This window comes from Roseibium suaedae (assembly GCF_900142725.1).
GTDB classification, from domain to species: domain Bacteria; phylum Pseudomonadota; class Alphaproteobacteria; order Rhizobiales; family Stappiaceae; genus Roseibium; species Roseibium suaedae.
This window is the reverse complement of record NZ_FRBW01000001.1, coordinates 1-24,382: the sequence shown is the minus strand read 5'-3', so window position 1 is coordinate 24,382 and position 24,382 is coordinate 1. Positions and strand designations below refer to the sequence as shown.

Sequence of the window (24,382 nt, the reverse complement as noted above, 5' to 3'; positions counted from 1 at the left end):
AGATACGATCGAAACGGCAAGCTGTCCTGACCGGGACACGCGTGCTCTTCGCCTTCTCCTGCCCTCCTCTGACCTCTGCCAAAACGCCTAAATCCTGTGCGTCACCACACTTCTGTCGCGGCAGTCTTTATGTTTTGTCTATATATATCAAACCGATATCAGATTTATTATAAGCTTAAAATTTCTTCCTTGATCCCTGTCAGATCCAGTGCCATGCTGAATTAAAGAGCTGCCGGAAAGGCGGCCATCCGTGGACAGCAAAAAACAACAGCTGACACGCGCTTCTGGAGAGACGGGACATGACTGCACTGGGACCAACAGCGCACGTGGACACGTTCACGCGCGATCATTTGCCGCCTATGGAAGACTGGCCGCAGATCAATCTTGACGGCTTTTCCTATCCTGAATGGCTGAACGCCGGGGTCGAGCTGACCGACCGCATGGTCGAGCGCGGTTTTGGCGATCACGTTGCCCTGATCGGCAATGGCCGCCGCCGCACCTACAAGGAACTGACCGACTGGACCAACCGCCTCGCCAATGCGCTGGTGGAAGACTTCGGCGTCAAGCCTGGTAACCGCATCCTGATCCGTTCTGCCAACAACCCGGCGATGGTCGCCTGCTGGCTGGCAGCGACAAAAGCCGGTGCGGTGGTGGTCAACACCATGCCGATGCTTCGGGCCGGTGAGCTGTCCAAGATCATCGACAAGGCCGAGATCAGCCTTGCCCTTTGCGACACCCGGCTGATGGACGAGATGATTGCCTGTGCCAAGGACAACGTATTCCTGCAGAAGGTGATCGGCTTCGATGGAACCGCCAATCATGATGCGGAACTGGACCGGGCAGCCCTCGACAAATCCGTGAAATTCGAGGCTGTTAAGACCGGCCGGGATGATGTCGCCCTGCTCGGCTTCACTTCCGGTTCCACCGGCGTTGCCAAGGCAACGATGCACTTTCACCGGGACATCCTGATCATCGCCGACGCCTATGCGAAGGAAGTGCTCGACGTTCAGCCCGAAGACGTCTTCGTCGGCTCTCCGCCTCTGGCTTTCACCTTCGGCCTCGGTGGCCTGGCTGTGTTCCCCTTGCGCTTCGGCGCCTCGGCAGCCTTGCTGGAAAACGCGACACCGCCGAACCTCATCGAGATCATCCAGAAATACAAGGCAACCATCTGCTTCACGGCGCCGACCGCCTACCGGGCGATGTTGACGGCCATGAGCCAGGGTGCTGATCTGTCTTCCCTGCGCATTGCCGTATCAGCAGGAGAAACCCTGCCTGCCCCGGTCTATGACGACTGGATGGCCAAGACCGGCAAACCGATGCTCGACGGCATCGGGGCCACCGAAATGCTGCATATCTTCATCTCCAACCACCTGGGCGACAGCAAGGCCGCCTGCACCGGCAAGCCGCTCACCGGCTATGACGCCATGGTGGTGGATGACGACATGAAGGAAGTGCCACGCGGCACGGTGGGCAAGCTGGTTGTCCGCGGACCGATCGGCTGCCGTTATCTGGCGGACGTCCGCCAGCGCGACTATGTGCGCGACGGCTGGAACGTGACCGGCGACAGCTTCATCCAGGATGAGGACGGCTATTTCCACTTTGCAGCCCGCAGCGACGACATGATCGTCTCCGCCGGCTACAACATCGCCGGCCCGGAGGTCGAAGCCGCGCTTCTGAAGCATGACTTCGTCCGGGAATGCGCCGTGATCGGCTATCCGGACGAGGCCCGCGGACACATCGTCAAGGCCTTCGTGGTTCTGTCGGACCATGCCGTGCCTTGCGAAGACACAGCCAAGGCGCTTCAGGACCACGTCAAGTCGGTCATCGCCCCTTACAAATATCCCCGCGCAATCGAGTTCCTCCGGACGCTGCCGAAAACGGAATCCGGCAAGATTCAGCGTTTCCGGCTGAAACAGGACCTCGAAGCCTTTCAGAACTGAGACCGTGCCGCCAGACAACTGGCGGGACGCATAGTCATACAGTAACAATAGCTTGAGTTCTGCCGGTGGGGATGGGTTTACCGGCAGGCCTTCCAAGAAAGAGAGGGAATTATGAAGACGATTTTATCCGCTGCAGCTTTGGCATTGAGCCTTGGCGTGTCCAGCACTGCCATGGCCGCCCCGGTGAAGATCGGCATGATCACCACCCTGTCCGGCGGTGGGGCCGGCCTGGGCGTCGACACCCGTGACGGCTTCATGCTGGCCATCAAGCGCGCAGGCAATGAAGACGTGACCGTCGTGATCGAGGACGATGCTCAGAAGCCGGAAATGGCCGTGCAGCTCGCCGACAAGATGATCCAGCAGGAAAACGTCGACATCCTGACCGGCATTGTCTGGTCGAACCTGCTGATGGCAGTTCAGCCGGGCGCTGTTGCCCAGGGCAAGTTCTACGTTTCGACGAACGCCGCGCCGGCACCGCTGGCTGGCAAGGGCTGCAGCCCGCTTTATTTCAACGCTGCCTACCAGAACGACAATCTTCACGAAGCCATGGGGCAATATGCCAACGAGGCTCACAAGAAGATGTTCATCCTCGCCCCGAACTATCCGGCCGGCAAAGACTCCCTCACCGGCTTCAAGCGCTACTTCAAGGGTGAAGTCGTCTCCGAGATCTACACCAAGCTCGGCCAAACCGACTATGCCGCCGAAATCGCACAGATCCGCGCTTCCGGAGCAGATGGCGTCTTCATGTTCCTGCCGGGCGGCATGGGCATCGCCTTCATGAAGCAGTTTGCACAGTCCGGCGTCGAAACGCCTGTCATGGGCCCGGGCTTCTCCTTCAGCCAGGACGTTCTGCCGGCGATCGGCGACGCGGCGCTCGGCGTGAAGAACTCCGGCCAGTGGTCTCACGACCTGGACAATGAAGCCAACAAGACCTTCGTTGACGCCTTCAAGGCCGAGTACAACCGCCTGCCGTCCATCTACGCCATGCAGGGCTATGACGCTGCTCAGATGATCCTGTCCGCAGCCGCCAAGGCGGACGTCAAGGACACGGATGCCTTCCGGGCCGAACTGCTGAAGGCTGACTTCCAGTCCCCGCGTGGCAAGTTCAAGTTCAACACCAACCAGCACCCGATCCAGGACATCTATGTCCGCGAAGTGGTGAAGGAAGGCGACACCTACACCAACAAGATCGTCGGCACTGCCTTCACCGATCACGGTGATGCCTACGCTCAAGACTGCAAGATGTAAGGGCTGACGGTGACCGCTGCACTCGCGATAGAGCAATTGCTCAACGGCCTTCAGCTCGGCGTCATGCTGTTTCTGATGGCCGCAGGGCTGACCCTGATCTTCGGCGTCATGGGCCTGATCAATCTGGCACATGGCTCGCTCTACATGGTCGGCGCCTTCGCCTGTGCGGCGGTCGCTTCCCTGACAGGCTCCTTCTGGCTCGGACTGATTGCCAGCCTGGCCGCAGCCGCGGCAGCAGGAGCCATCATCGAGGTTCTGGTGATCCGGAGGCTTTACAGCCGGGATCACCTGGACCAGGTGCTGGCAACCTTCGCGCTGATCCTGATCTTTTCAGAAGGAACACGCTGGGTTTTCGGCTCCTTTCCGCTCTACCTGAACATTCCCTCGATCCTTCAGGGGGCCGTATCGCTCCCCGGCGGCGTGCAGTATCCGGCTTACCGGCTGGCGGTCATTGCAGCTGGCGGTCTGATTGCGCTCGGGCTTGCCGCGCTCATCACCCGTACACGGCTCGGGATCCGCATCCGCGCTGGCGAGAACGACCGTGAAATGATCGGAGCCCTCGGCGTCGACATCCGCACGCTCTACACGGTGGTCTTTGCCCTTGGCGCAGCGCTGGCCGGTCTCGCAGGCGCCTTGGTCGGCGCTCTGCAATCCGTGCAGGTCGGCATGGGCGAACCGGTTCTGATCCTGGCCTTCGTCGTGATCGTCATCGGTGGCATCGGATCGATCAAGGGCGCCTTTCTCGCAGCGCTCCTCGTCGGTGTTGTCGATACCATGGGCCGCTTTCTTCTGCCCCACCTGCTGGCAACGGTGCTGCCGCCTTCCGAGGCCGGAACCATCGGTGGATCGGCCTCTTCCATGCTCATCTACATCATGATGGCGTTTATTCTCGCCTTCAGGCCCCGCGGCCTGTTTGCAGCCTGAGACGGAGAAGCGCACGTGATTTCCCGCGAATGGACCGTCAATGCCGCCCTTGCCCTTGCCTTGCTGGCGGCAGCCATTGCCGCAGAGGCGGCTGGCCAGGTCTTCTACATCACCCTGGCGACCCGCATCGCCATTCTGGGCCTTGCGGCAACCGGACTGAACCTCGCCCTCGGTCTTGGCGGCCTGGTGTCCTTCGGCCATGCAGTGTTCTTCGGCATCGGCGGCTATGCTGCCGGCATCCTTGGCAGCCACGCCTTTTCCGGTGACCCGATGATCTTCGGCCTGGAAGGCAGCAACTCCATGCCGCTGATCTGGCTTGTTGCCGCCCTCGCAGCGGCCGTGGCAGGCGTGGTCATCGGCGTGATCAGCATCCGCACCAGCGGTGTCTATTTCATCATGATCACCCTGGCCTTTGCCCAGATGCTCTACTATTTCGCCATTTCCTGGCCCGCCTATGGCGGCGAGGACGGATTGTCGATCTTCGTCCGCAATGCCTTTCCGGGCATGAACACGATGAAGCCCTTGAGCTTCTTCCTGATCTCGTTCGGTGCCCTGATGGCGGGGATCGCGATCCTTGCCGTTCTGCGCGGCTCCCGCTTCGGCTCTGCCCTGGATGTGGTCCGGCAAAACGAAGTGCGGGCAGCGGCTGTCGGCATCAATCCCTTCCCGGTCAAGCTGACGGCCTTTGTTCTCTCGGCCATGATCACCGCCGTGGCCGGGGCGCTTTATGCAGACCTCAACCGCTTCGTCAGCCCGTCCATGATGTCCTGGCACATGTCCGGGGAACTCATCGTCCTGATCATTCTGGGCGGAACCGGACGTCTCTTCGGGCCGATGGCCGGTGCAGCGCTGTTCGTTCTGATCGAGCATAATCTCGGCGAACTGACGGAACGCTGGCAGTTCTTCCTGGGCCTGATCCTTCTGGTCACCGTGCTCTTTGCCCGGGGCGGGGTTCTTGGCTTCCTGGCCGGAAAGGTGCGTCATGGCTGAGCCCGTTCTTCAGATCTCCAATCTGGTCAAAAGCTTTGGCGCCTTGCGCGCCACGGATGACGTCACCATCGATCTCCATCCAGGCGAGATCCACGCCCTGATCGGACCGAATGGCGCTGGCAAGTCCACGCTGATCCACCAGATCTGCGGCACCCATGCCCCGAACAGCGGCACGATCCGTTTCATGGGCGAGGACATTACCCATCTCGGCGTCGCCGCCAGAGCGCGCAAGGGCCTTGGAAGGACCTTCCAGATCTCCTCCATCGCCCCGGAGTTTTCCGCCCTGCGCAATGTCATGCTGGCCGTTCAGGCCCGGCAGGGCTCCAGCTTCCGCTTCTTCCGCCCGGTGCGCAGCGATGCGTCCCTGACCGGTCCTGCCATGACGGCTCTGGAACGGGTCGGGCTCGCAGGCCGGGCGTCGCTGCCGGTTGCCGAACTGTCTCACGGAGAGCGGCGGCAGCTGGAAATCGCCATCGCGCTTGCCCTTGGCTCCCGCGCCTTCCTGCTGGACGAACCCATGGCGGGCATGGGACCGGAGGGCTCCCGCGCCCTAACAAGCTTCCTCGCAGACCTCAAACAGGAAGCGCCAATCCTCCTCGTTGAGCATGACATGGATGCGGTGTTCGCCCTTGCCGACCGGATTTCGGTTCTCGTTTACGGCAAGATCATCGCCACGGGCACCGTGGAGGAAATCCGCCGCGATCCCGCCGTGCGAACCGCCTATCTTGGAGATCACGACTGATGCTGCTCGAGGTCAAGGACATCGCCACCTTCTATGGCGCCAGCCAGGCCCTCTTCGGCGTCAATCTGGCGATGGAAGAAGGCGAAGTGGTCGCCCTGATGGGCCGGAACGGCATGGGAAAGAGCACCACCATCCGCTCCATCTGCAATCTGACACCGGCGAAATCCGGTTCGATCAGCTTCAGTGGCCAGAAGACGGCCAAGATGCCCGCGTTCCGGGTTGCCCGGCTCGGCATCGGGCTGGTGCCGGAGGGGCGGCGCTGTTTCCGCTCCCTGAATGTGCATGAAAACCTGGTCGCCGCCGCAAGGCCGGGCCGCTGGACGCTCGAGAAGGTCAATGCCCTATTCCCCCGTCTGGCCGAACGGCGACATCAGGCGTCCATGACCCTGTCAGGCGGGGAGCAGCAGATGCTGGCCATCGGCCGGGCGCTGATGACCAATCCGAAGCTGCTTATTCTGGATGAGGCAACAGAGGGCCTTGCACCGGTGATCCGTCAGGACATCTGGGCTGCAATCCGCACGCTGAAACAGGATGGCCTGTCGATCCTGGTGGTCGACAAGACCCTGTCGGAACTGCTTCCGGTCGCAGACAAATGCGTCATTCTGGAAAATGGCCAATCCGTCTGGTCCGGCAAACCGGCAGAGATCACGGAAGCGGTCCGGGACCAGTATCTGGGCGTCTGAAGATCCGGATCAGAGAAGTGCCGGCGCCGTGGTTCAGTCCAGAGCGCCGTCCAGCTCGTCGGTCGCGGCAAAGCGGGTGAGAGCGGCATGCTTGATTTCGCTGACATGGGAAAAGAGGCTGGTCAGAACCTCGGGATCCATGTCCCGCATCAGCTCCTTCAGCCAGCTTTCATGGGCGTGCGCCATGCGCTCAAACTCGCTGCGGCCATGCTCCGTCAGACGCGCGACGGTCACCCGCCGGTCTTCCCGCAGGCGCTCGCGCACCAGCAAGCCATCCGTCTCAAGACGCTCGACCAGGCCGGTGATGTTGCCGTTGGTCACCATGGTGCGCTGGGAGAGATCGCCCAGTCTCAGACCATCCGGTTCGCGGTGAAGCTGAGCCAGGACGTCGAACTGCGGCAGCGTGACGTTGAACTCGATGCGGAGCCTGCGTCTCAGCTCCTGGGAAATCAGCTTGGTGGTCGACAAAAGGCGCAGCCACAGGCGCAGCTCCATCTTGCCACCGCCCTGCACATCCCCTGCCGCAAGTTCCAGATCATTCAGCATCACACATCCCTTTGCCTGCAATGCATTGCGGATAAACCGGCTCTAGAGTCAAGCAAATTGCCCTCCAGGCAGGCCCGCTTCTGAAATCGGCATAGCCCCAACCGAAAAACCGCTCATGCCCTTTCGATTGGGATTGACACAGCCGAAAATCAAATTACTTTAAACTTAAAATAATTAAGGCTCCAACAGTTTCCGAGGGAATGGCAATGCGTATCGTATGCATCGGCGGCGGCCCGGCTGGCCTCTATTTCGGACTTCTGATGAAGAAGCTTCATCCGGAGCACGATATCACCGTGGTCGAGCGGAACCGCCCCTATGACACCTTCGGCTGGGGTGTGGTGTTTTCCGATGCCACGATGGAAGCCATGCGCGCCTGGGACGCCGAAAGCGCTGCGGAAATCCAGCAGTCCTTCAACCACTGGGACGATATCGAAGTTCTGTTCAAAGGCACCCGCCAGCGGACCACCGGTCATGGTTTTGTCGGCATCGGCCGCAAGAAGCTGCTGAACATCCTGCAGGCCCGCTGCGAGGCGCTTGGCGTCGAACTGCGTTTCGAGACCGATGTGGAGAGCGATCTGGAGTTCCCGGATGCGGATCTGATCATCGCGTCCGACGGAGTCAATTCGCGTATCCGCAACCGCTATGAGACCGTGTTCCAGCCCGATCTGATCGTCCGACCGAACCGTTACATCTGGTTGGGCACGGACAAGCTCTTCGACGCCTTTACCTTCGATTTCCGCAAGACCGAGCATGGCTGGTTCCAGGCGCATATCTACAAGTTCGACGACACCACATCGACCTTCATCATCGAGACCACCGAAGAAGCCTATCAGGCACATGGCCTGGGCGAGATGGACCAGCAGGAGTCCATCGGCTTCTGCGAGGATCTCTTTTCCGAGGTCCTCGAAGGTGTGCCCCTGCGCAGCAACGCCCGCCATATGCGCGGCTCTGCCTGGCTGAACTTCCAGCGGCTGATTTGCGGCAAGTGGAGCCATTTCAACGGCAATTCCCACGTGGTTCTGATGGGCGATGCCGCTCACACGGCCCATTTCGCCATCGGTTCTGGCACGAAGCTCGCCATCGACGATGCCATCGAGCTGACCAACCAGTTCCAGAAATTCGGCCATGACCGGGAAAAGATCCCGGCCGTTCTCGACGCCTATGAGGAAGTCCGCAGGGTCGACGTGGCACGCATCCAGAATGCCGCCCGCAACGCCATGGAATGGTTCGAGGTCGTCGGCCACCGCTATGCGGATACGATGGAGCCGGAACAGTTCATGTATTCCATGCTGACCCGCTCTCAGCGGATCAGCCATGAGAACCTGCGCCTGCGTGATAAGACCTGGTTGGAGGGCTACGAGCGCTGGTTTGCCAGCAAATCGGGCCTGAACACTGCAGAAGGCGAGCGCTGCCTGCCGCCCATGTTCACGCCCTACACCTTGCGCGGCGTGACCCTGCCCAACCGCATCGTCGTCTCGCCCATGGCCATGTACTCGGCCAAGGACGGCATTCTCGACGATTTCCATCTCGTTCATTTGGGCAGCCGTGCCCTTGGCGGCGCCGGTCTCGTCTTCGGGGAAATGACCTGCGTGTCTCCTGATGCGCGGATCACGCCGGGCTGTCTGGGCCTTTGGAACGACGGCCAGATCGAAGGCTGGAAACGGCTGGCGGACTTTGTTCACACCAACAGCCGCGCCAAGCTTGGCATCCAGCTTGGCCATGCAGGCCGCAAAGGCGCGACCAGGCTGGCGTGGGAAGGCATAGATCAGCCGCTCGAGGACGGCGGCTGGCCGCTTCTCTCCGCATCGGCCCTGCCCTATCTGACCAACAGCCAAACGCCGAAAGCCATGGACCGGCAGGATATGGACCGGGTCCGGGATGATTTCGTGGCCGCGGCAAGACGGGCAGAGGCGGCCGGTGCCGACTGGCTGGAGTTCCACTGCGCCCACGGCTATCTGCTGTCCAGCTTCCTGTCGCCGCTGACAAACCTGCGCGAGGACGAATACGGTGGCAGCCACGAGAACCGCGCCCGCTATCCGCTGGAAGTCTTCCGCGCCATCCGCGAGATCTGGCCGCAGGACAAGCCGATTTCCGTGCGCCTATCCTGCCACGACTGGTTCGAAGGCGGCAACACGCCGGAAGACGCGGCAATCTTTGCGGCCATGTTCAAGGACGCCGGGGCGGATCTGATCGACTGCTCCTCCGGTCAGGTGTGGAAGGGCGAAAAGCCGGTCTATGGCCGCCTGTTCCAGACCCCCTTCTCCGACAAGATCCGCAACGAAATCCAGATTCCGACCATCGCGGTCGGCGCGATCTCCGAGGCAGACCATGCCAATTCGGTCATCGCAGCGGGCCGCGCCGATCTGTGCGCCGTCGCCCGTCCGCATTTGGCCGACCCGGCCTGGACACTGCACGAAGCCGCCAGGATCGGCCTGACCAACGTGCCCTGGCCCAAGCAGTATGTTTCCGGCAAGGGGCAGTTTGAAACCAACCTGGCCCGTGCGGCCGCAGCAGCTCAGTGAGGCGGACGTGAACCAGGTCTCTCCCTCTCAGCATGTGCTGATCACCGGTGCCGGCAGCGGCATCGGGGCCGCGATTGCCCGCCGGTTTGCCGCGGATGGAGCGAAAGTCTCGCTCGCAGGCCGCCGCAGCGCACCGCTTGAAGCGCTTGCGGATGAGCTTGGCGCATGTGCTCTGACGATATCAGGCTTCGATGTGACTGATCCGGCCGCGATCCATCGCGGTCTGATAGCTGCGCATGAGGCCTTCGGCCCCGTCACCATCCTCGTCAACAACGCGGGCGAAGCGCCCAGCGCCCCGTTTGAAAAAACCAGCCTGGAACTCTGGAGCCATGTGCTCTCCGTCGATCTGACCGGGGTCTTCAACGTGACCCAGGCGGTTCTGCCGGATCTGAAGACCAGCGGAAAGCCCGCGCGGATCATCAACATTGCTTCGACGGCGGGCATCACCGGCTATGCCTATGTCTCCGCCTATTGCGCGGCCAAGCATGGCGTCATCGGTCTGACCCGCGCCCTGGCGCTCGAGCTCGCAAAGACTCGCGTCACCGTCAACGCCGTCTGCCCTGGCTTCACCGACACCCCGATCCTCACCAGCGCGATCGACGCCATCACCGCCAAGACGGGCCGGAGCCGGGACGAAACCCTGGCCGAATTCACCAAGCACAACCCGCAAGGGCGGCTGATCCGGCCGGAGGAAGTGGCAAGTACGGTTGCCTGGCTTGCCAGCCCAGATGCGGGGTCGATCACAGGCCAGGCCATTGCAGTGGCCGGCGGCGAAGTTCAAGCGGGCTGACGCCCTCAGACAAGAAGAACAGCAGGGAGAGGCGCGATGCCCTTCACCATTTCAAAGCCGATGCGTTTCGGCGATTGCGACCTGACCGGGATTGCCTATCACCCGGCCTATCTGTCGATGCTGGTCGACGTCAACGAAGCCATGTTCGCTTCGTTCGGCATCACCTGGCAGGAGATCATGTTCGAGCGCAAGCTCGGCCTCCCGACGGTCACCATGAACCTTCATTTCGTGAAGCCTGCTGTTTACGGCGACGTTCTGGACTTTGCCGTCCATGTGCGCGCCATCGGCCGCTCTTCTCTCGATCTCGAAACCGAAGTACGCGTGCGCGGCGACATCATCTGGACTGTACGCCAGCGCATCGTCCTGACATCCACCGAAGACCACAAGTCCCGCGCATGGCCCGATGACATCCGGGCAGGCCTGTCGCGCTATCTGGAGCCCAAAGATGAAGCATGAAATCATTCAGCCCGATGGCTGGGCAAAGCCGATCGGCTATTCCAACGGCATCAGCGCCAGGGGCCGTATCGTCCAGGTCGGGGGCCAGATCGGCTGGGATGCAGACTGCCAGTTTCATTCCGATGATTTCGTCGATCAGGTCCGCCAGACCTTGATCAATATCGTCAGCGTTCTGGAAGCAGCAGGCGCAAAGCCCGAGCATCTGATCCAGATGACCTGGTACTTCACCGACCGCGAGGCCTACAAATCCAGCCTCAAGGACATTGGCGCCGCCTATCGCGACATCATCGGACGGCATTTCCCGCCCATGGCCGCCGTGCAGGTCGTCGCCCTGATGGAAGACCGGGCGAAGGTCGAAATCCAGGCGCTCGCCGTCGTTCCCGACTGATCGATATACCCTTGCCGCGTCCAGAACACTGGCCGCGATGAATGACACCAAGTGGAGGAAATCATGACTGAGAAAGTGATGCCCGTCGTAACCCGCAAGGGTCAGGAAGATCAGCAGACCGGCCAGTCCGGCGGCTGCGTGCGCATCAGCGGCGTCGGCCCCCAGCACACTCCGGCCACCCGCATCTGGTTCGGCAAGGTCTCCAACGAGCCGGGCTACCGCTCTTTGCCGCATCACCATGGCGAAGCCGAAACCGGCGGATATGTGCTGAAGGGCAAAGGCCGCATCTATTTCGGCGAGAACTGGTCCGAGTTTCTCGACATGGAAGAAGGCGACTTCATTTTCGTGCCGCCGAACTGGCCGCATATCGAAGTCAACATGTCGACCACGGAAGAGCTTGTCTGGCTGACCACCCGCACTCCGGACAATATCGTCGTCAACCTGCCTGACGTGGATGATTCCGTTCTCACCGGTTTCCGGCGCGCCTGATGAAACTCCTTCGCCATGGCCCGGCGGGCGCCGAAAAGCCCGCCCTTCTCGATGGCTCCGGCAAGGTCCGCGACCTCTCTGGTATCATCCCCGACATTGCCGGCCTCGTGCTTGGCGATGCCGAACTGGACAAGCTGCGGGCGCTTGATCCGGCAAGCTTGCCGGTCATCGAGCCCGAGCGCATTGGCCCCTGTGTTGGCGGAACTGGCAAGTTCATCTGCGTCGGCCTCAACTATGCCGACCACGCCAAGGAAACAGGCAAGGCTCCTCCGGAAGAGCCGATCCTGTTCATGAAGGCCACCAGCGCGATCTGCGGCCCGAATGATGCAGTTGAAATTCCCCGTGGTTCGAAGAAGACCGACTGGGAAGTGGAACTGGGCGTCATCATCGGCAAGCGCGCCAAATATGTCAGCGAGGCCGATGCCCTGTCCCATGTGGCAGGCTATTGCGTGATCAATGACGTGTCGGAACGGGCCTTCCAGTCCGAACGTGGCGGCCAGTGGACCAAGGGCAAGAGCCACGACACGTTCGGCCCGACCGGCCCCTGGCTGGTGACCCGTGACGAGGTGGCCGATCCCCAGAACCTCCGCCTCTGGCTGGAGGTGGACGGAGTGCGCCGTCAGGACGGCTCAACCGCGACCATGATCTTTGGCGTGGCCCATCTGGTGAGCTACATCAGCCAGTTCATGACCCTGGAGCCGGGTGACATCATCGCCACCGGCACACCTCCGGGCGTCGGCATGGGCATCAAGCCGGATCCGGTGTTCCTGAAGGCTGGCCAGGTGATCACGCTCGGCATTGACGGTCTTGGCACCCAAAGCCAGACCACGGTCGCGGCAGGAGACTGAGCATGACCGACCTCACCGGCAAACTGGCGATCGTAACCGGCGGCGCCCGTGGACAGGGGGAGGCGGAAGTCCGCCTCCTGTCTTCCAAGGGAGCAGCGGTCATCATCGCCGACGTCCTGACCGAAGAAGGCGACGCGCTCGAGAAAGAGCTTCAGGCGGAAGGACGGGAAGTCCGCTTCATCCGGCTTGATGTTTGCGACGCCGCCAGCTGGCAGGCGGTGATCGACCTTGCCAGAGACTGGAAGGGGCGCCTTGATATCCTCGTGAACAACGCCGGGATCATCAACCGCACCCTGATCGGCACGACCTCTCTGGAGGCCTTCGAGAGGGTCATGAAGGTCAACCTGTCCGGCGCGTTTCTGGGCATTCAGTCGGCAACCGGCCTGATGGCGGAAAGCGGCGGCGGATCGATCGTCAACATCGCGTCCAACAGCGGCTATTCCGGTCACTATGACCCGGCCTATACGTCCAGCAAATGGGCGCTGCGCGGCCTGACCAAAACGGCGGCCATGGAGCTGGTGTCGAAGAACATCCGCGTCAATGCGGTCTGTCCTGGTCTTGTGGTCACGGGCCTCAATGCCTCGTCGCCGCATCTGAAGCCGATGATCGAAATGACACCTATGAAACGGAGCGGCAAGCCGGAGGAAATCGCGGAGCTGGTGCTCTTCCTCGCCTCCGATTCCTCGAGCTTCATCACCGGCGAGGATTTCGTCATTGATGGCGGCTTCACCGCCGGTGCAGCCTACCGGGGCGTCGCCTCGCAAACCGGTATCTACGAAAGCTGATCTTGTGGCGGCCTGAGCCTCTGTGTTCAGGCCGCCCTTCAGCCTATTCGCTCTCGCGGAAACACCAGACCGTCAAAGAGCTTCCGTGCCGTGCGGATGTTGCCTGCGCCCTTGATGGTGCCATCCTCAGCAATATCCAGGAAGACCTCCATCGCACCGCTTGGATGCTCGATCCGGTAGCGGCCATCCTCCGGCGGCTGGCAGAACCCGGCGGCCGGACTGCCCGGGAGCCGGGTTGCCGTTGCGACGGTGATGGCGGCAAAGACCCCAATGGACGCGTGGACCCGGTGCGGAATGAAGCTGCGCGTGGCAATTGCCCCGCCCTGTTCCGGCGCGGACACCAGTGTCATCTTCGGGACCGAAGAATTTTCGACGTCCCCGAGGTTCATCAGGGGGCCGGCTTTTCGCCGGATTGCCTCCAGCCGGTCCTTGAGCGCCCCATCGGCCTCCAGATATTCAGGGCTCTCCTTGCCGGTGAGGCCGAAATCAGCTGCGCTCAGGATGACACACGGCATGCCATTGTCGATCAGGGTCACTTCAACCCCATCAATGACATCAACCGCCTTGCCGGTCGGCAGCAAGGCTCCGCACATGGAACCCGCAATGTTCTGGAACATCAGTGGCACGGGGGCGTGCCTGCCGGGCACGCCTGCAATATCCGCATCGCCGGAGTAGCAGACCCGATCGGCTGGCGTCCTGACCCGGGCGACGGCAATCTCGCCCGTGTTGACCATATGAATACGGACTTCGGTTTCTCCGTCCCGGGAAGCCACAATCCCCCGTTCGATGGCGGCTGGTCCGACGCCTGCGAGTATATTGCCGCAGCCCTGGGCACCGCTCACGACCGGCCGGTCGACGAAGACCTGAAGAAAGAGATAATCGACATCCGCATCCTCCCGGCTGGAAGGAGACAGAACCGCAACCTTCGAGGTCAAGGGATCGGCCCCGCCAATTCCGTCGATCTGGCGCGGATCTGGCGATCCCATGATCCTGAGCAGCAGATCATCGCGGGCTTGAGGGTCCTCAGGCAGATCCGAGGCAAGGAAATAGGCGCCCTTGGACGTGCCGCCCCGCATCCAGAGACAGGGAATGCCCGCCTCAGACATATTTCAGGCCCTTCTCCGCGAGCCGCCCGCGCATGTCGTAGATATCGAGCCCGAGTTCCCCCGCACTCAGGCGCTGCCGCTTGGCCTCCTCTGCCGCAAGCCGCTTTTCAGCTGCGGCCAGGACCGTTTCCGCCTCAGCGCGCCTGACCACACAGACCCCATCGTCATCGGCAACGATAATGTCGCCAGCCTCGATCTGAGCGCCTGCGCAAACCACCGGAATGTTCACGGAGCCAAGAGTTTCCTTGACCGTTCCCTGTGCTGAAACCGCCTTTGACCAGACGGGAAAGCCCATGGCAGTCAGGTCGCGAATGTCGCGCACGCCCGCATCGATCACCAGCCCCTTGCAGCCTCGCGCCATGGCCGAGGTTGCCAGAAGATCGCCGAAATAGCCGTTGTCGCAGGGTGATGTCGGCGCAAGTACGAGAATGTCACCGGCCTGCAATTGCTCGATCGCCACATGAACCATCCAGTTGTCGCCGGGAGGCGCCGAAATGGTGACGGCGGACCCAGCTACCTGCGCTCCGGCAAAAATCGGGCGCATGTAGCTCGCCAGCATGCCCTTGCGGCCCTGGGCCTCATGCACGGTCGCAATGCCCGCGCGGCCCAGCGCCTCGATCACGGCCCGATCGGCACGCTGCACGTTCTGAACGACAACAGCCATGTCAGTGCCCTTTCTTTCCGTCCGTTGGCGGCGTGCCGTGGGTATGGAAGGTCTCGATGGTCTTCAGCCCCCAGGCCTGCCCCTTCTTGCGGTCCGCCTCGGTCCAGATCACCGGCTCCCAATCCGGCGCAAGGATCAGGCGTGCACCGGCATTGGCCAGCTCGACCCGGTTGCCAGCCGGCTCCCAGACATAGAGAAAGAACGTGCCCTGAATGGCATGCTTGTGCGGGCCGGTTTCGATATGGACCCCGTTCTGCAGAAAGATGTCCGCAGCGCGCAGAATGTCTTCCCGCTGATCCGTCGCATAGGTGACGTGATGCAGACGCCCCACGGCACCGCCATGCTCTTCCGTGCAGGCAAGGTCATAGGTCTTGTTGTTGACGGTGAACCAGCAGCCGCCAATCCGGCCATTGTCCAGCTGGATCATTTCCGTCACCCGGCTGCCGAGGCACGTTTCCATGAAGGTCCGGAAGACGCTCACATCCTCGCTCAGAAGATTGAGGTGGTCGAGACGGCGGGGCGCAGCCCCTGTAAAGGCAGAGGCCGTGTTTTTCAAAGCCGCCTTCTCGCGCTCTTCCTTGGCTTCGAACCAGACCGTGTCGTAATAGATCTCGAAGACATGACCGAAGGGGTCTTCAAAGCGGAACGCCTTGCCGTGGCCGCGATCTCCATCCACCCAGCCAATCACCTTGTATCCGCTTTCCTCGATCACTTTGACCCGCCGCATCAGGGCAGCCTCGGAGGCTGCCCGGTAGGCAATATGGCCAACGCCGGTCGTATGGTGACGGGTCAGCTTCAGGGAATGGAATTCATAATCATCCCAGGCGCGCAGATAGGCGGATGTCTCGTCCAGGCCGGAGAGTTTCAATCCATAGACACGGGTGAAGAAATCGAGGCTTTCCTCGAACTTGTCCGTGTACATTTCCACATGCGCCAGATGGGCAATGTCGAAACAGGGTTCCATTGCAGCTTCCTCCCTCAGGCTCTCACAGTTCGTCGACCGTGCGCGGGAAGATGGACTCGAAGCCCTCCGCATATTTGCAATCACGCCCGCCGGACTGGCCGCCGGAATTACGCTTGAAGTGATTTGCGCGATTGATGGCGACCCGGGTGTAATATTCCCACAGGTGCTCCTGCCCCTCCATGCATTCGATGGCAGCCCGCTTCTTGTCCCAGACAGAGGTAATGTCCAGGAAAGTGTCCGGCTTCCAGCCCATTTGCTCGGTCTGATGCGGCTCGAACAGATAAAGCTGCGGTGCGCCCAGCACCTTTTCTCCCGGGTTGTGCCCCCAGGCCTGAGCGATCATCCGGCACTCCAGCGCCACCTGGGTCGTGTACATGTGATCGGTGTTGTAGGGGTCATATTTGGAATGGGAGAGCATGAAGGCGGGCTGAACCTTGCGGATCACTTCGACCAGCCGGTTCTTCTCCTCCCGGCCGAGATCCAGCGGATAATCTCCAAGGTCCATGCAGACCAGATCATGGACCCCCAGGGCCTTGGCCGCCTTTTCCGCCTCTGCCCGGCGGGCGGATTTGACCGCCTCGAGGGTCATGCCCGGCTGTTTCCAGAGCTTGGCCGATTCTCCGCGCTCCCCGAAAGAAAGGCAGACGACGGTCACATCGTAGCCTTTGTCCGCATGAAGGGCGATCGCGCCGCCGCACCGCCAGACAAAATCTGCGGCATGCGCGCTGATCACCAGAGCTGTCTTCCTGTCCGCCATGAAAGCGTCTCCCCGATTTTCGTTTGCAGAGTCATTTCATGCGAAGCCCTTGAGAGACAATTTGAAAGCACGTTCTGCGGTATAAGTTCAGGCTATGCGGAACGCATAATCCTGCGGTTGCAATGCCAATTTCCCTTGCTCTCCTGCGGAAAATTGCGCCCCTCCAGGATGAAGAAAGAAACGGACGGCGTCGGCATGATCCGCTATAGTTGCAGGGCTCGTCTGCCCGCTCCCGAAGCGGCAGACCTTCAGAAGGCCTGAGCAACGGAGGCGGGACAGTTGGCTTCATACGCCGGATATGCTGGTTCTCAGCCTTGGGGGACCTTGTGTGGTTCTCTGCCTCCGGCCTCCCTGTACCTTTCCTTGCTCCTTGCTCCTCCTCGCCTTTTCGCTCCGGGGCAAGAATCATGACCTCCAGAAACCTGCGCCATCTCAGACTATTTCTGGCTGTCATCCAGACCGGCTCCATGTCCCGTGCAGCCGATCTGACCCATGTGTCCCAGCCAGCCGCAACCCAGGCCGTCGGCAAGCTCGAGCGTGAATATGGCGGCCCCCTTTTCAACCGCACCCGCAAGGGTTTCTTTGCGACAGAGCGCGGCAAGGCCCTCGCCGACCGGGTTCGCCGTGCTTTTGAAATTCTGGATCCAGCGCTCTCAGACATTTCCCCGAGGCTCAAGCTGACGGCAACCACCGCCCAGCTCCAGGCCCTGGTTGCGGTGACGGAAACGGAGAATTTCACGCTGGCGGCCCGCCGGCTTGGCCTGGCCCAGCCGACCGTTCACCGGGCCATTTCCCAGATCGAACAAGAGGCCGACCGACGCCTGTTCGAACGCAGCTCCTTCGGCATCATCCCCTCCCGTGCCACACGGTCCCTGACGCAGGCGGTCATGCTCGCCTTTCACGAGCTGGACCTTGCCGATACGGATCTTGCAGACCTTGAGGGGGGAGAAGCCGGCAAGATCGTCGTCGGCGCCTTGCCAATGTCCCGTTCCGTGCTTCTGCCGCATGCGCTCGTCAAGTTCCGCAAACAGCGCCCGCGCCATGCATTGCAGGTCATCGACGGGCCTTATGACGAATTGTTGAGCGGCCTGCGCCGTGGAGCGATCGACGTGATTGTCGGCGCCCTGCGCCAGCCTGCTCCCATTGGCGACATCGTGCAGGAACGCCTTTTCGACGATCGGCTTGCGATCATCGCGGGCAATCATCACCCCTTCGTTGGACAGGACAACCTTCCCCATGAAGTGCTGCGCACTTGCAGCTGGGTGGTGCCGCGCAAGGATGCCCCTGCAAGAGAGCAGTTCGACGCCTTCTTTTCCGATGGCGCACCGCCCGACAGCATCATCGAGGCCGGCTCAATCCTGCTGATGCGGGAAGTGCTGGATGCCAGCGACCATCTGGGTTGCATCTCCAGCGCTCAGGCTCAGGCCGAGATTTCGCGCGGCCTTGTCAGCGAAATCAAATCCGGCGCGAACTGGCCGGGCCGGCCAATCGGCCTCACCTACCGCATGAACTGGTCTCCCACAAAGGCCCAGACCTTGCTTCTGGATCTCCTCCGGCAAGGCGCATCCGGAACCCCGCTATAGCTTGAACTAATCCTGTCCAGACGGATTTGAATTGGTCACCCCGGGCGGGACTCCAGTAGTCTCGCCGCCAATGGAGCTTTGCTTCATGCGCAAAATGAAGGGGGGAGCCGTCATGCGTCATACCTGGAACCAGGCCGCAGCGCCCGGCAGCCAAACCTGCCAATCCTTCATCGCAGACCACAAAGACGCGTGTTCAAGGGCCTGAAACCTCATGCGGAACCACAGTGACCGCTGGTCGACCGATCTCGACCGGACAACCTATTGCCTCGCCATCATCGGCGGGCTTTGCCTTCTGGCCATCGTTGCCATCGTGTCGGCCGGAGTTGTGGCGCGCTATGCCTTTGGCTCGCCGTTGCTTGGTGTCAACGAAATCGTGCAGCTCACCGCCGTCGCTCTGGTGATGTCCGCTTTGCCCTATTGCACGTTCCGCGAAGAACACGTCGCCGTGGATGTTTTCGAGACCATGCTGGGCCGGTGGGGCCGGTTTGCTGGCGACATCCTGACCAGACTTCTGTCCGCCTCCATTCTGTCGGTTCTCACCTATCGCGCCGTGCTGAAGGCACTGGACGCCTGGAAATGGGGCGATGCAACCAACATGCTGCGCATGCCGATCTGGCCCTTCTACACGATCCTCGCCCTGGGTGCCGGGCTCTGCGTTCTGGTCTTTGTCTTTCAGCTCGTACTGATCCTGTTTGTTCGCGGAGCCAAGTGATGACCCCGATTGCAGCCGGTCTGACCGGTATCGCCTGCCTGTTTGTGCTTCTCATCCTGCGCACCCCAGTGGCCTTCGCCATGCTGATCGTCGGGTTCTGCGGCTATTGGGGGCTGGAAGGACTGAAGGGGGCAGGCGGAGTGCTTCTGACGGAAAGCTATTCCGCCGTCTCGAACTACAATCTGATTGTCGTGCCGATGTTCGTCCTGCTCGGCAACATCTCATCGGCTGCGGGCTTCAGCCGGGGTCTTTACGATGCGGCCTTTGCCTGGGTCGGCCGCTTCCGCGGCGGATTGGCCTCCGCATCCGTTCTTGGCTGCGCGGTATTTGCCGCCGTGTCCGGCTCGTCCGTGGCAACGGCCGTCACCCTTGGCAAGGTTGCCTTGCCGGAAATGAAGCGGCTCGGTTATGCGCCCAGCCTCTCGACAGGCTCGATCGCCGCCGGGGGAACACTTGGCTTCCTGATCCCGCCATCCACCGGCTTCGTCCTCTATGCCATCCTGACGGAAGAATCCATTGGACGCCTGTTTATGGCTGGCATCCTCCCCGGCCTGCTTCTGACGCTCCTGTTCATGGCCGCCATCTGGATCATCGCCCTGCGCAATCCCGAGGCTGGCCCTCGCGGCGAAGCTGTCAGCCTGTCTGACCGGTTCCGCATTCTTGGGCAGGCAGCCCCCTTGCTGATGGTCATTTTCCTGTCCATCGGCGGCATTTATGCCGGCATCTTCACCCCCGTCGAAGCCTCTGGCATTGGCGCTGCGCTTGTGCTGCTGCTGGCGCTGATCCAGCGTCGTCTGTCCTTTGCCGACTTCAAGAAAGCCGTCCTCGGCACGCTCAGCACCTCGGCAATGCTCTATGCCATCGTGATCGGCGCCAATGTACTCAATCCCTTCTTTGCGGTGACCCATATTCCGGAAACCCTGGGACAGGAACTCGGCAGCCTGGGCCTTGGCGCTTACGGAACGCTGTTCGTGATCATCCTGGCCTACATCCTGCTCGGCATGTTCATGGACGGGCTCTCCATGCTCGTCATCACCATTCCCATCGTCTTTCCGGTCGTCACGGGTCTTGGTTTCGATCCGGTCTGGTTCGGCGTGGTCGCGGTGATCGTCATCGAGATGGGCATGATCACCCCGCCGGTTGGGCTGAATGTCTTTGTCGTCCGTGGTGTCGCTTCAGACGTACCGTTGACGACCATCTTCCGGGGCGTGACGCCCTTCCTTTTGGCGATGATTGCCGGACTGCTGCTCATCATCGCCATTCCGGACATCGCCTTGCTTCTGCCCAACACAATGTTCGGCAAGTAGTTCCGCAGGCCACGCAACCTGCACAGACAAATCAAGACGGCCTCATATTCCAGGAACGCGGGCCGGACTGACCTAGAGGAGGAACCCTGATGTTTACGAAATCCCTGATCCCGGCGCTCGCGGCTTTGTTGCTGACGCCGCAGCTTGCCTCTGCGACCGAACTGAAGCTCGGAGATTTTCAGCCGCCTAACCATTTTGTTGTCGAGTCAACCTACGCACCTTTCGCAAAGGCCATAGAAGACGCGACAGGCGGTGCCGTCACCGTCAAAACCTATATGGGCGGCGAACTCGGACCTGGCCCTGCGGAACAATATAACCGTACCGTGGAAGGTGTTCTGGACATCGGTTTTGGCCTGCCGGGCTACACGGCGGCTAATTTCCCTAAAACCCTTCTGACCGAACTCCCCGGTGTGATCACTCCGGAAACCGGCACGGAACGCATCCAGGCGAACATCGACCTGCTGTCGAATGAATACCGCCGAGTCGTTCTCGTCGGACTATGGAACAACGCCCCCAATCTCCTCTTCACCGCCTCAAAGCCGGTGCACGTCCTGGAGGATCTTAAGGGGCTCAAGATCCGCGTACCATCCCGCAACGCCGGACTTATCGTTGAAGCCTGGGGGGCAACACCTGTCTCCATGCCGGCTCCCGAAATCTACAACGCCATGCAGACCGGCGTGATTGACGGCGCCATGATCGATGCCACGACCCTCAAGGCATTCAAGCTTGCGGAGGTGACGAAATACATCACCTCCGGCATGGACACGACCATGTCCGACTTCTTCATGATCATGAACCGGGACAGCTTTGACGGGTTGACGGAAGATCAGCAAAAGGCTGTTCTCGACGCCGGCCGTCAGGCATCCCTGAATGGCAGCGCGGCCTGGCGCGGCATTGCCGACAAGGCTCTGCAAGCATTCGGGGCAACAGACGGGAAAGAGATCATCACCCTTGCTCCCGAGGAAGCCGCAAAATTCAACGCCGCCAGCGGGCCTGCCGTTGAAAAGATCATTGCAGAAGCTGACGCCCAAGGCCTCGAAGCCAGCGCTTTTGTGAAGGCACTGAAAGGCAACTGATCGCCTCGGCTAGACAGTCTGCAAATCTTCGCCCGCCTGGTTATGTCAGGCGGGTTTTCTTGTCTCTTACGATTGCAGTCTATCCCTCGCCTCCCCCGCCTGAAATTCCGCTCGCCTTTGCAGCCAGGTAGATAAACTGCTGGTATTCGGCTTCGCTCAACGTGGGAAGTATCTCCCTCTGAAGTGCCTCAACAACGGGGATCAAGGCAAGAACCTGAGCCTCGCCCTCCTCGGTCAAGGTCAATTTGCGTGCGCGCTTGTCATGCCGATTGATCAGGCGCTCGACCAAGCCTTTTTGCTCCAGCCGTTCGATGACCGCGCCGATCGTTGCCTTGTCTTTTGCGACCTTTTCAGCAAGCCCCGCCTGATCGATCCCCGGATGATGCCGTAGAGAATCCAGCGCGGCGAATTGCACAGGGGTCAAATCAAAACCAGCCTCCTTCACCCGCTGCGCGAAGACCTGAGACGATATCTGATGCAGCCTGCGAATGAGATGACCGGGCATCAGGGAACTAACAGCCATCACTTGTACCTTTCATCGAATGCCGCCGCTTTTGGCCAAACTGCGATATCAAAAATTATAAGTCCACTTACTTTTTGGAATTGACCTCGCTCATTTTTCGAATTTAGTATGTACACTTATTAGTTTGGCGTGGGAGGACGCATCATGCAGTATCATCTCAATGGCTTTCGCCCAGGCGATCCGGAAATCTTCGAAGCGGCCCCCGGTTTTCAGGAGTCTGGTGCCGGTTTTCCTGAAAAAGTGGACGTCCTCATCGTTGGCAGTGGACCTGCTGGTCTAACTCTCGCCGCTCAGCTTTCCGCCTTTCCAGACATCGTCACCCGCATCGTCGAACGACGGTCTGGCCCCTTGGAAAAAGGGCAAGCAGACGGCATTTCTTGTCGCTCCATGGAAATGTTCAATGCGTTCGGATTTGCTGAGAAAATCCTGAAGCAAGGTTATTGGGTCAACGAGACAACCTTCTGGAAGCCTGATCCGGAGCACCCAGAACACATTGTTCGCAACGGCCGCATCCAGGATGTCGAGGACGGGCTGTCCGAAATGCCCCACATGATCCTCAATCAAGCGCGGGTTCATGACATGTTTCTCGAAGTCATGCGCAATTCTCGGACGCGTCTTGAACCAGACTACTCTCTTCAGTTCACCGGTTTGACTGTTGACCCGGACGATACCGACTATCCGGTTACCGTCACCATGCAGAGGATTGACTCTGACAGGGATGGAGAGCAGGTGACTGTAAAGGCTCGCTATGTGGTCGGTTGCGATGGCGCCCGAAGCGCCGTCCGCAAGGCCATCGGTCGAGAATTGATCGGGGACTCCGCCAATCAAGCCTGGGGCGTGATGGACGTTCTCGCTGTCACGGATTTCCCGGATATTCGATGCAAGACGCTGATCCAATCCGCGAAGGAAGGAAATGTCATCATCATTCCGCGTGAGGGCGGATTTCTGGTTCGACTTTATATCGAACTCGACAAGCTTGACCCAGGCGAGCGCGTTTCCAACCGGACCATGACCGTAGATCATCTGGTCGCTGCGGCACAGCGAATCTTCAGGCCCTATTCCTTTAGCGCAAAAGAAGTCGTCTGGTGGTCGGTTTACGAAATCGGGCAGAGACTGACCGACAAGTTCGATGATGTGCCACAGGATCAAACTGAAAGCAGATCTCCTCGTGTCTTCATCGCTGGCGACGCTTGTCACACCCACAGTCCAAAAGCCGGCCAGGGCATGAATGTCTCAATGGGCGACGCATTCAATCTGGGTTGGAAACTCGTGCATGTTCTGCAAGGACACAGCACGCCGCAATTGCTTCACAGCTATTCCAGCGAACGGCAGAGGGTTGCCCAGGAGCTCATCGATTTCGACCGAAAGTGGTCCAAGATCATGAGCGAACGCCCGGAATCGGGAGTTTCATCGTCTGGCGAGACACCGAGGTTCCAGCGCTATTTTATCGAACACGGCCGTTATACCGCAGGCATGTCGGTCAAATACGAAAACTCGCGCCTGACCGGGATGCCGACCTGGCAAAGTCATGCGACTGGTTTCGAGATTGGCACTCGCTTTCATTCAAGCCCGGTAATCCGGCTTGCCGATGCCAAGCGCGTTGAGCTCGGTCACACAGTCACTGCGGACACCCGCTGGCGTCTCTTCGCCTTCTGTCCGAACGAAGACCCATCTTTGTCATCTTCTTCAATCGCTCAGCTTTGCCAGTTCCTGCAGACAGACGATGCATCCCCAATCCTCACGCATACGCCAGTGGGCGCAGATCTGGATGCGTTTCTGGACTTTCGCGTCATATTCCAACAATCCAGCCGCGAGTTAGCGCTGGAAACCCTGCCTTCCCTCTTGTTGCCAAGAAAGGGAAAACTCGGCCTCGTTGACTACGAGAAGGTATTCTGTGCGGACCGCAGGAATGGCCATGATATCTTCGACCTCAGAGGGATCGACAGGACGCATGGCTGCATTGTGATCGTTCGCCCCGATCAATACATAGGGCACATACTCCCGTTGGATGGTTTTTCTGAACTGAGCACGTTCTTCGCCCGGCTTTATCAATTGTGAACTTTGCAATTCACCTCAGATCTTTTTCCAGTTTTGGAAGTATTTTTGGTTACGCGTCCATTTTGTTTGCGTCATGAGCCTATTCGCGGGTTTGTTGATGTTCTGAAGGTACATATGCGGAGGGTTTACACTCGTTAGGTTTGAGCTTTCCCGGCAGTGTTTTGGGGTTCGGTGGCGGAGAGTTTAGAACGCAAAAAGCCCCGCGAATGCGAGGCTCTCCCCTGTCTCCGTTTCCAAACAAAAAAACCGCCCTTGCGGACGGTTTGTTTATTTGGTTGCGG

24 protein-coding genes are annotated in these 24,382 nt (G+C 60.3%); 18 read left to right on the top strand and 6 right to left on the bottom strand.

Annotated features, from left to right (window positions below; translation table 11 throughout):
- The first annotated feature begins 299 nt into the window (after window positions 1-299).
- From BUA94_RS00120 to BUA94_RS00095, 6 genes are all read left to right on the top strand, one after another.
- A complete protein-coding gene (locus tag BUA94_RS00120) occupies window positions 300-1,940 on the top strand; it encodes an AMP-binding protein (RefSeq protein WP_073007220.1) in 1,641 nt (546 codons plus the stop codon).
- A 111-nt stretch (window positions 1,941-2,051) separates the two neighbouring features.
- Window positions 2,052-3,188, top strand: coding sequence for an ABC transporter substrate-binding protein (locus tag BUA94_RS00115; protein WP_073007218.1), 1,137 nt, complete (start codon window positions 2,052-2,054; stop codon window positions 3,186-3,188).
- 9 nt (window positions 3,189-3,197) lie between these two features.
- On the top strand, window positions 3,198-4,112 hold the full coding sequence (locus tag BUA94_RS00110) for a branched-chain amino acid ABC transporter permease (protein WP_073007216.1): 915 nt from the start codon (window positions 3,198-3,200) through the stop codon (window positions 4,110-4,112).
- 18 nt (window positions 4,113-4,130) lie between these two features.
- Window positions 4,131-5,102: a branched-chain amino acid ABC transporter permease gene (locus tag BUA94_RS00105; protein WP_073010540.1), complete on the top strand. Its 972-nt coding sequence runs from the start codon at window positions 4,131-4,133 to the stop codon at window positions 5,100-5,102.
- Entirely contained in the window at window positions 5,095-5,844 is a 750-nt protein-coding gene (locus BUA94_RS00100; RefSeq protein WP_073007214.1) for an ABC transporter ATP-binding protein, read from the top strand. The genes BUA94_RS00105 and BUA94_RS00100 overlap by 8 nt, the downstream gene beginning before the upstream one ends.
- A complete protein-coding gene (locus tag BUA94_RS00095; protein WP_175557963.1) occupies window positions 5,844-6,527 on the top strand; it encodes an ABC transporter ATP-binding protein in 684 nt (227 codons plus the stop codon). The genes BUA94_RS00100 and BUA94_RS00095 overlap by 1 nt, the downstream gene beginning before the upstream one ends.
- 33 nt (window positions 6,528-6,560) lie before the next feature.
- On the opposite strand, the gene BUA94_RS00090 is transcribed toward BUA94_RS00095, so the two are convergent.
- Window positions 6,561-7,073, bottom strand: a complete 513-nt coding sequence (locus BUA94_RS00090) for a MarR family winged helix-turn-helix transcriptional regulator (protein ID WP_073007211.1) — start codon at window positions 7,071-7,073, stop codon at window positions 6,561-6,563.
- A gap of 206 nt (window positions 7,074-7,279) precedes the next feature.
- Here BUA94_RS00090 and BUA94_RS00085 point away from each other — a divergent pair, with 206 nt between their 5' ends.
- The 7 genes from BUA94_RS00085 to BUA94_RS00055 all read left to right on the top strand — a co-directional run bounded on the left by BUA94_RS00085 (window position 7,280) and on the right by BUA94_RS00055 (window position 13,351).
- Window positions 7,280-9,595 (top strand): bifunctional salicylyl-CoA 5-hydroxylase/oxidoreductase, encoded by a 2,316-nt coding sequence (locus tag BUA94_RS00085; protein WP_073007208.1) that lies wholly within the window; start codon window positions 7,280-7,282, stop codon window positions 9,593-9,595.
- 7 nt (window positions 9,596-9,602) lie between these two features.
- Window positions 9,603-10,385, top strand: a complete 783-nt coding sequence (locus BUA94_RS00080) for an SDR family NAD(P)-dependent oxidoreductase (RefSeq protein WP_073010533.1) — start codon at window positions 9,603-9,605, stop codon at window positions 10,383-10,385.
- Between the two features lie 36 nt (window positions 10,386-10,421).
- On the top strand, window positions 10,422-10,841 hold the full coding sequence (locus BUA94_RS00075; protein WP_073007206.1) for an acyl-CoA thioesterase: 420 nt from the start codon (window positions 10,422-10,424) through the stop codon (window positions 10,839-10,841).
- On the top strand, window positions 10,831-11,229 hold the full coding sequence (locus BUA94_RS00070) for a RidA family protein (RefSeq protein ID WP_073007203.1): 399 nt from the start codon (window positions 10,831-10,833) through the stop codon (window positions 11,227-11,229). Before BUA94_RS00075 ends, BUA94_RS00070 begins: the two co-directional genes overlap by 11 nt.
- 63 nt (window positions 11,230-11,292) lie before the next feature.
- Window positions 11,293-11,718 (top strand): cupin domain-containing protein, encoded by a 426-nt coding sequence (locus BUA94_RS00065; RefSeq protein ID WP_073010530.1) that lies wholly within the window; start codon window positions 11,293-11,295, stop codon window positions 11,716-11,718.
- On the top strand, window positions 11,718-12,566 hold the full coding sequence (locus BUA94_RS00060) for a fumarylacetoacetate hydrolase family protein (protein WP_073007200.1): 849 nt from the start codon (window positions 11,718-11,720) through the stop codon (window positions 12,564-12,566). The genes BUA94_RS00065 and BUA94_RS00060 overlap by 1 nt, the downstream gene beginning before the upstream one ends.
- A 2-nt stretch (window positions 12,567-12,568) precedes the next feature.
- Window positions 12,569-13,351 (top strand): SDR family NAD(P)-dependent oxidoreductase, encoded by a 783-nt coding sequence (locus tag BUA94_RS00055; RefSeq protein ID WP_073007198.1) that lies wholly within the window; start codon window positions 12,569-12,571, stop codon window positions 13,349-13,351.
- A gap of 38 nt (window positions 13,352-13,389) precedes the next feature.
- Here the strand turns inward: BUA94_RS00055 and BUA94_RS00050 are convergent, their stop codons facing one another.
- The 4 genes from BUA94_RS00050 to BUA94_RS00035 are packed head-to-tail and all read right to left on the bottom strand — an operon-like array spanning window position 13,390 to window position 16,842.
- Window positions 13,390-14,457, bottom strand: a complete 1,068-nt coding sequence (locus tag BUA94_RS00050; protein WP_073007195.1) for a 4-oxalomesaconate tautomerase — start codon at window positions 14,455-14,457, stop codon at window positions 13,390-13,392.
- A complete protein-coding gene (locus tag BUA94_RS00045) occupies window positions 14,450-15,121 on the bottom strand; it encodes a 4-carboxy-4-hydroxy-2-oxoadipate aldolase/oxaloacetate decarboxylase (RefSeq protein ID WP_073007192.1) in 672 nt (223 codons plus the stop codon). Before BUA94_RS00045 ends, BUA94_RS00050 begins: the two co-directional genes overlap by 8 nt.
- Before the next feature lies 1 nt (window position 15,122).
- On the bottom strand, window positions 15,123-16,085 hold the full coding sequence (locus BUA94_RS00040) for a VOC family protein (protein ID WP_073007190.1): 963 nt from the start codon (window positions 16,083-16,085) through the stop codon (window positions 15,123-15,125).
- 22 nt (window positions 16,086-16,107) lie between these two features.
- Complete coding sequence (locus BUA94_RS00035; RefSeq protein WP_073007184.1) at window positions 16,108-16,842, bottom strand: PIG-L deacetylase family protein; 735 nt, start codon at window positions 16,840-16,842, stop codon at window positions 16,108-16,110.
- A 407-nt stretch (window positions 16,843-17,249) separates the two neighbouring features.
- Between BUA94_RS00035 and BUA94_RS00030 the strand changes: the two genes are divergently transcribed.
- From BUA94_RS00030 to BUA94_RS00015, 4 genes are all read left to right on the top strand, one after another.
- Window positions 17,250-18,425 carry a LysR family transcriptional regulator gene (locus tag BUA94_RS00030; RefSeq protein WP_073007181.1) on the top strand — a complete coding sequence of 392 codons (1,176 nt, stop codon included), beginning with the start codon at window positions 17,250-17,252 and terminating at the stop codon, window positions 18,423-18,425.
- 211 nt (window positions 18,426-18,636) lie between these two features.
- The gene (locus tag BUA94_RS00025) at window positions 18,637-19,137 is read left to right on the top strand and encodes a TRAP transporter small permease (RefSeq protein WP_073007178.1); all 501 of its coding nucleotides are present in this window, start codon (window positions 18,637-18,639) and stop codon (window positions 19,135-19,137) included.
- Entirely contained in the window at window positions 19,137-20,444 is a 1,308-nt protein-coding gene (locus tag BUA94_RS00020) for a TRAP transporter large permease (RefSeq protein WP_073007175.1), read from the top strand. The genes BUA94_RS00025 and BUA94_RS00020 overlap by 1 nt, the downstream gene beginning before the upstream one ends.
- An 89-nt stretch (window positions 20,445-20,533) precedes the next feature.
- Window positions 20,534-21,520 (top strand): TRAP transporter substrate-binding protein, encoded by a 987-nt coding sequence (locus BUA94_RS00015; RefSeq protein ID WP_073007169.1) that lies wholly within the window; start codon window positions 20,534-20,536, stop codon window positions 21,518-21,520.
- 79 nt (window positions 21,521-21,599) lie between these two features.
- Here the strand turns inward: BUA94_RS00015 and BUA94_RS00010 are convergent, their stop codons facing one another.
- Window positions 21,600-22,043: a MarR family winged helix-turn-helix transcriptional regulator gene (locus tag BUA94_RS00010; RefSeq protein ID WP_073007167.1), complete on the bottom strand. Its 444-nt coding sequence runs from the start codon at window positions 22,041-22,043 to the stop codon at window positions 21,600-21,602.
- Between the two features lie 144 nt (window positions 22,044-22,187).
- On the opposite strand from BUA94_RS00010, the gene BUA94_RS00005 reads away from it, so the two are divergent.
- Complete coding sequence (locus BUA94_RS00005) at window positions 22,188-24,101, top strand: FAD-binding monooxygenase (RefSeq protein ID WP_073007164.1); 1,914 nt, start codon at window positions 22,188-22,190, stop codon at window positions 24,099-24,101.
- The last annotated feature ends 281 nt before the right edge of the window (window positions 24,102-24,382 follow it).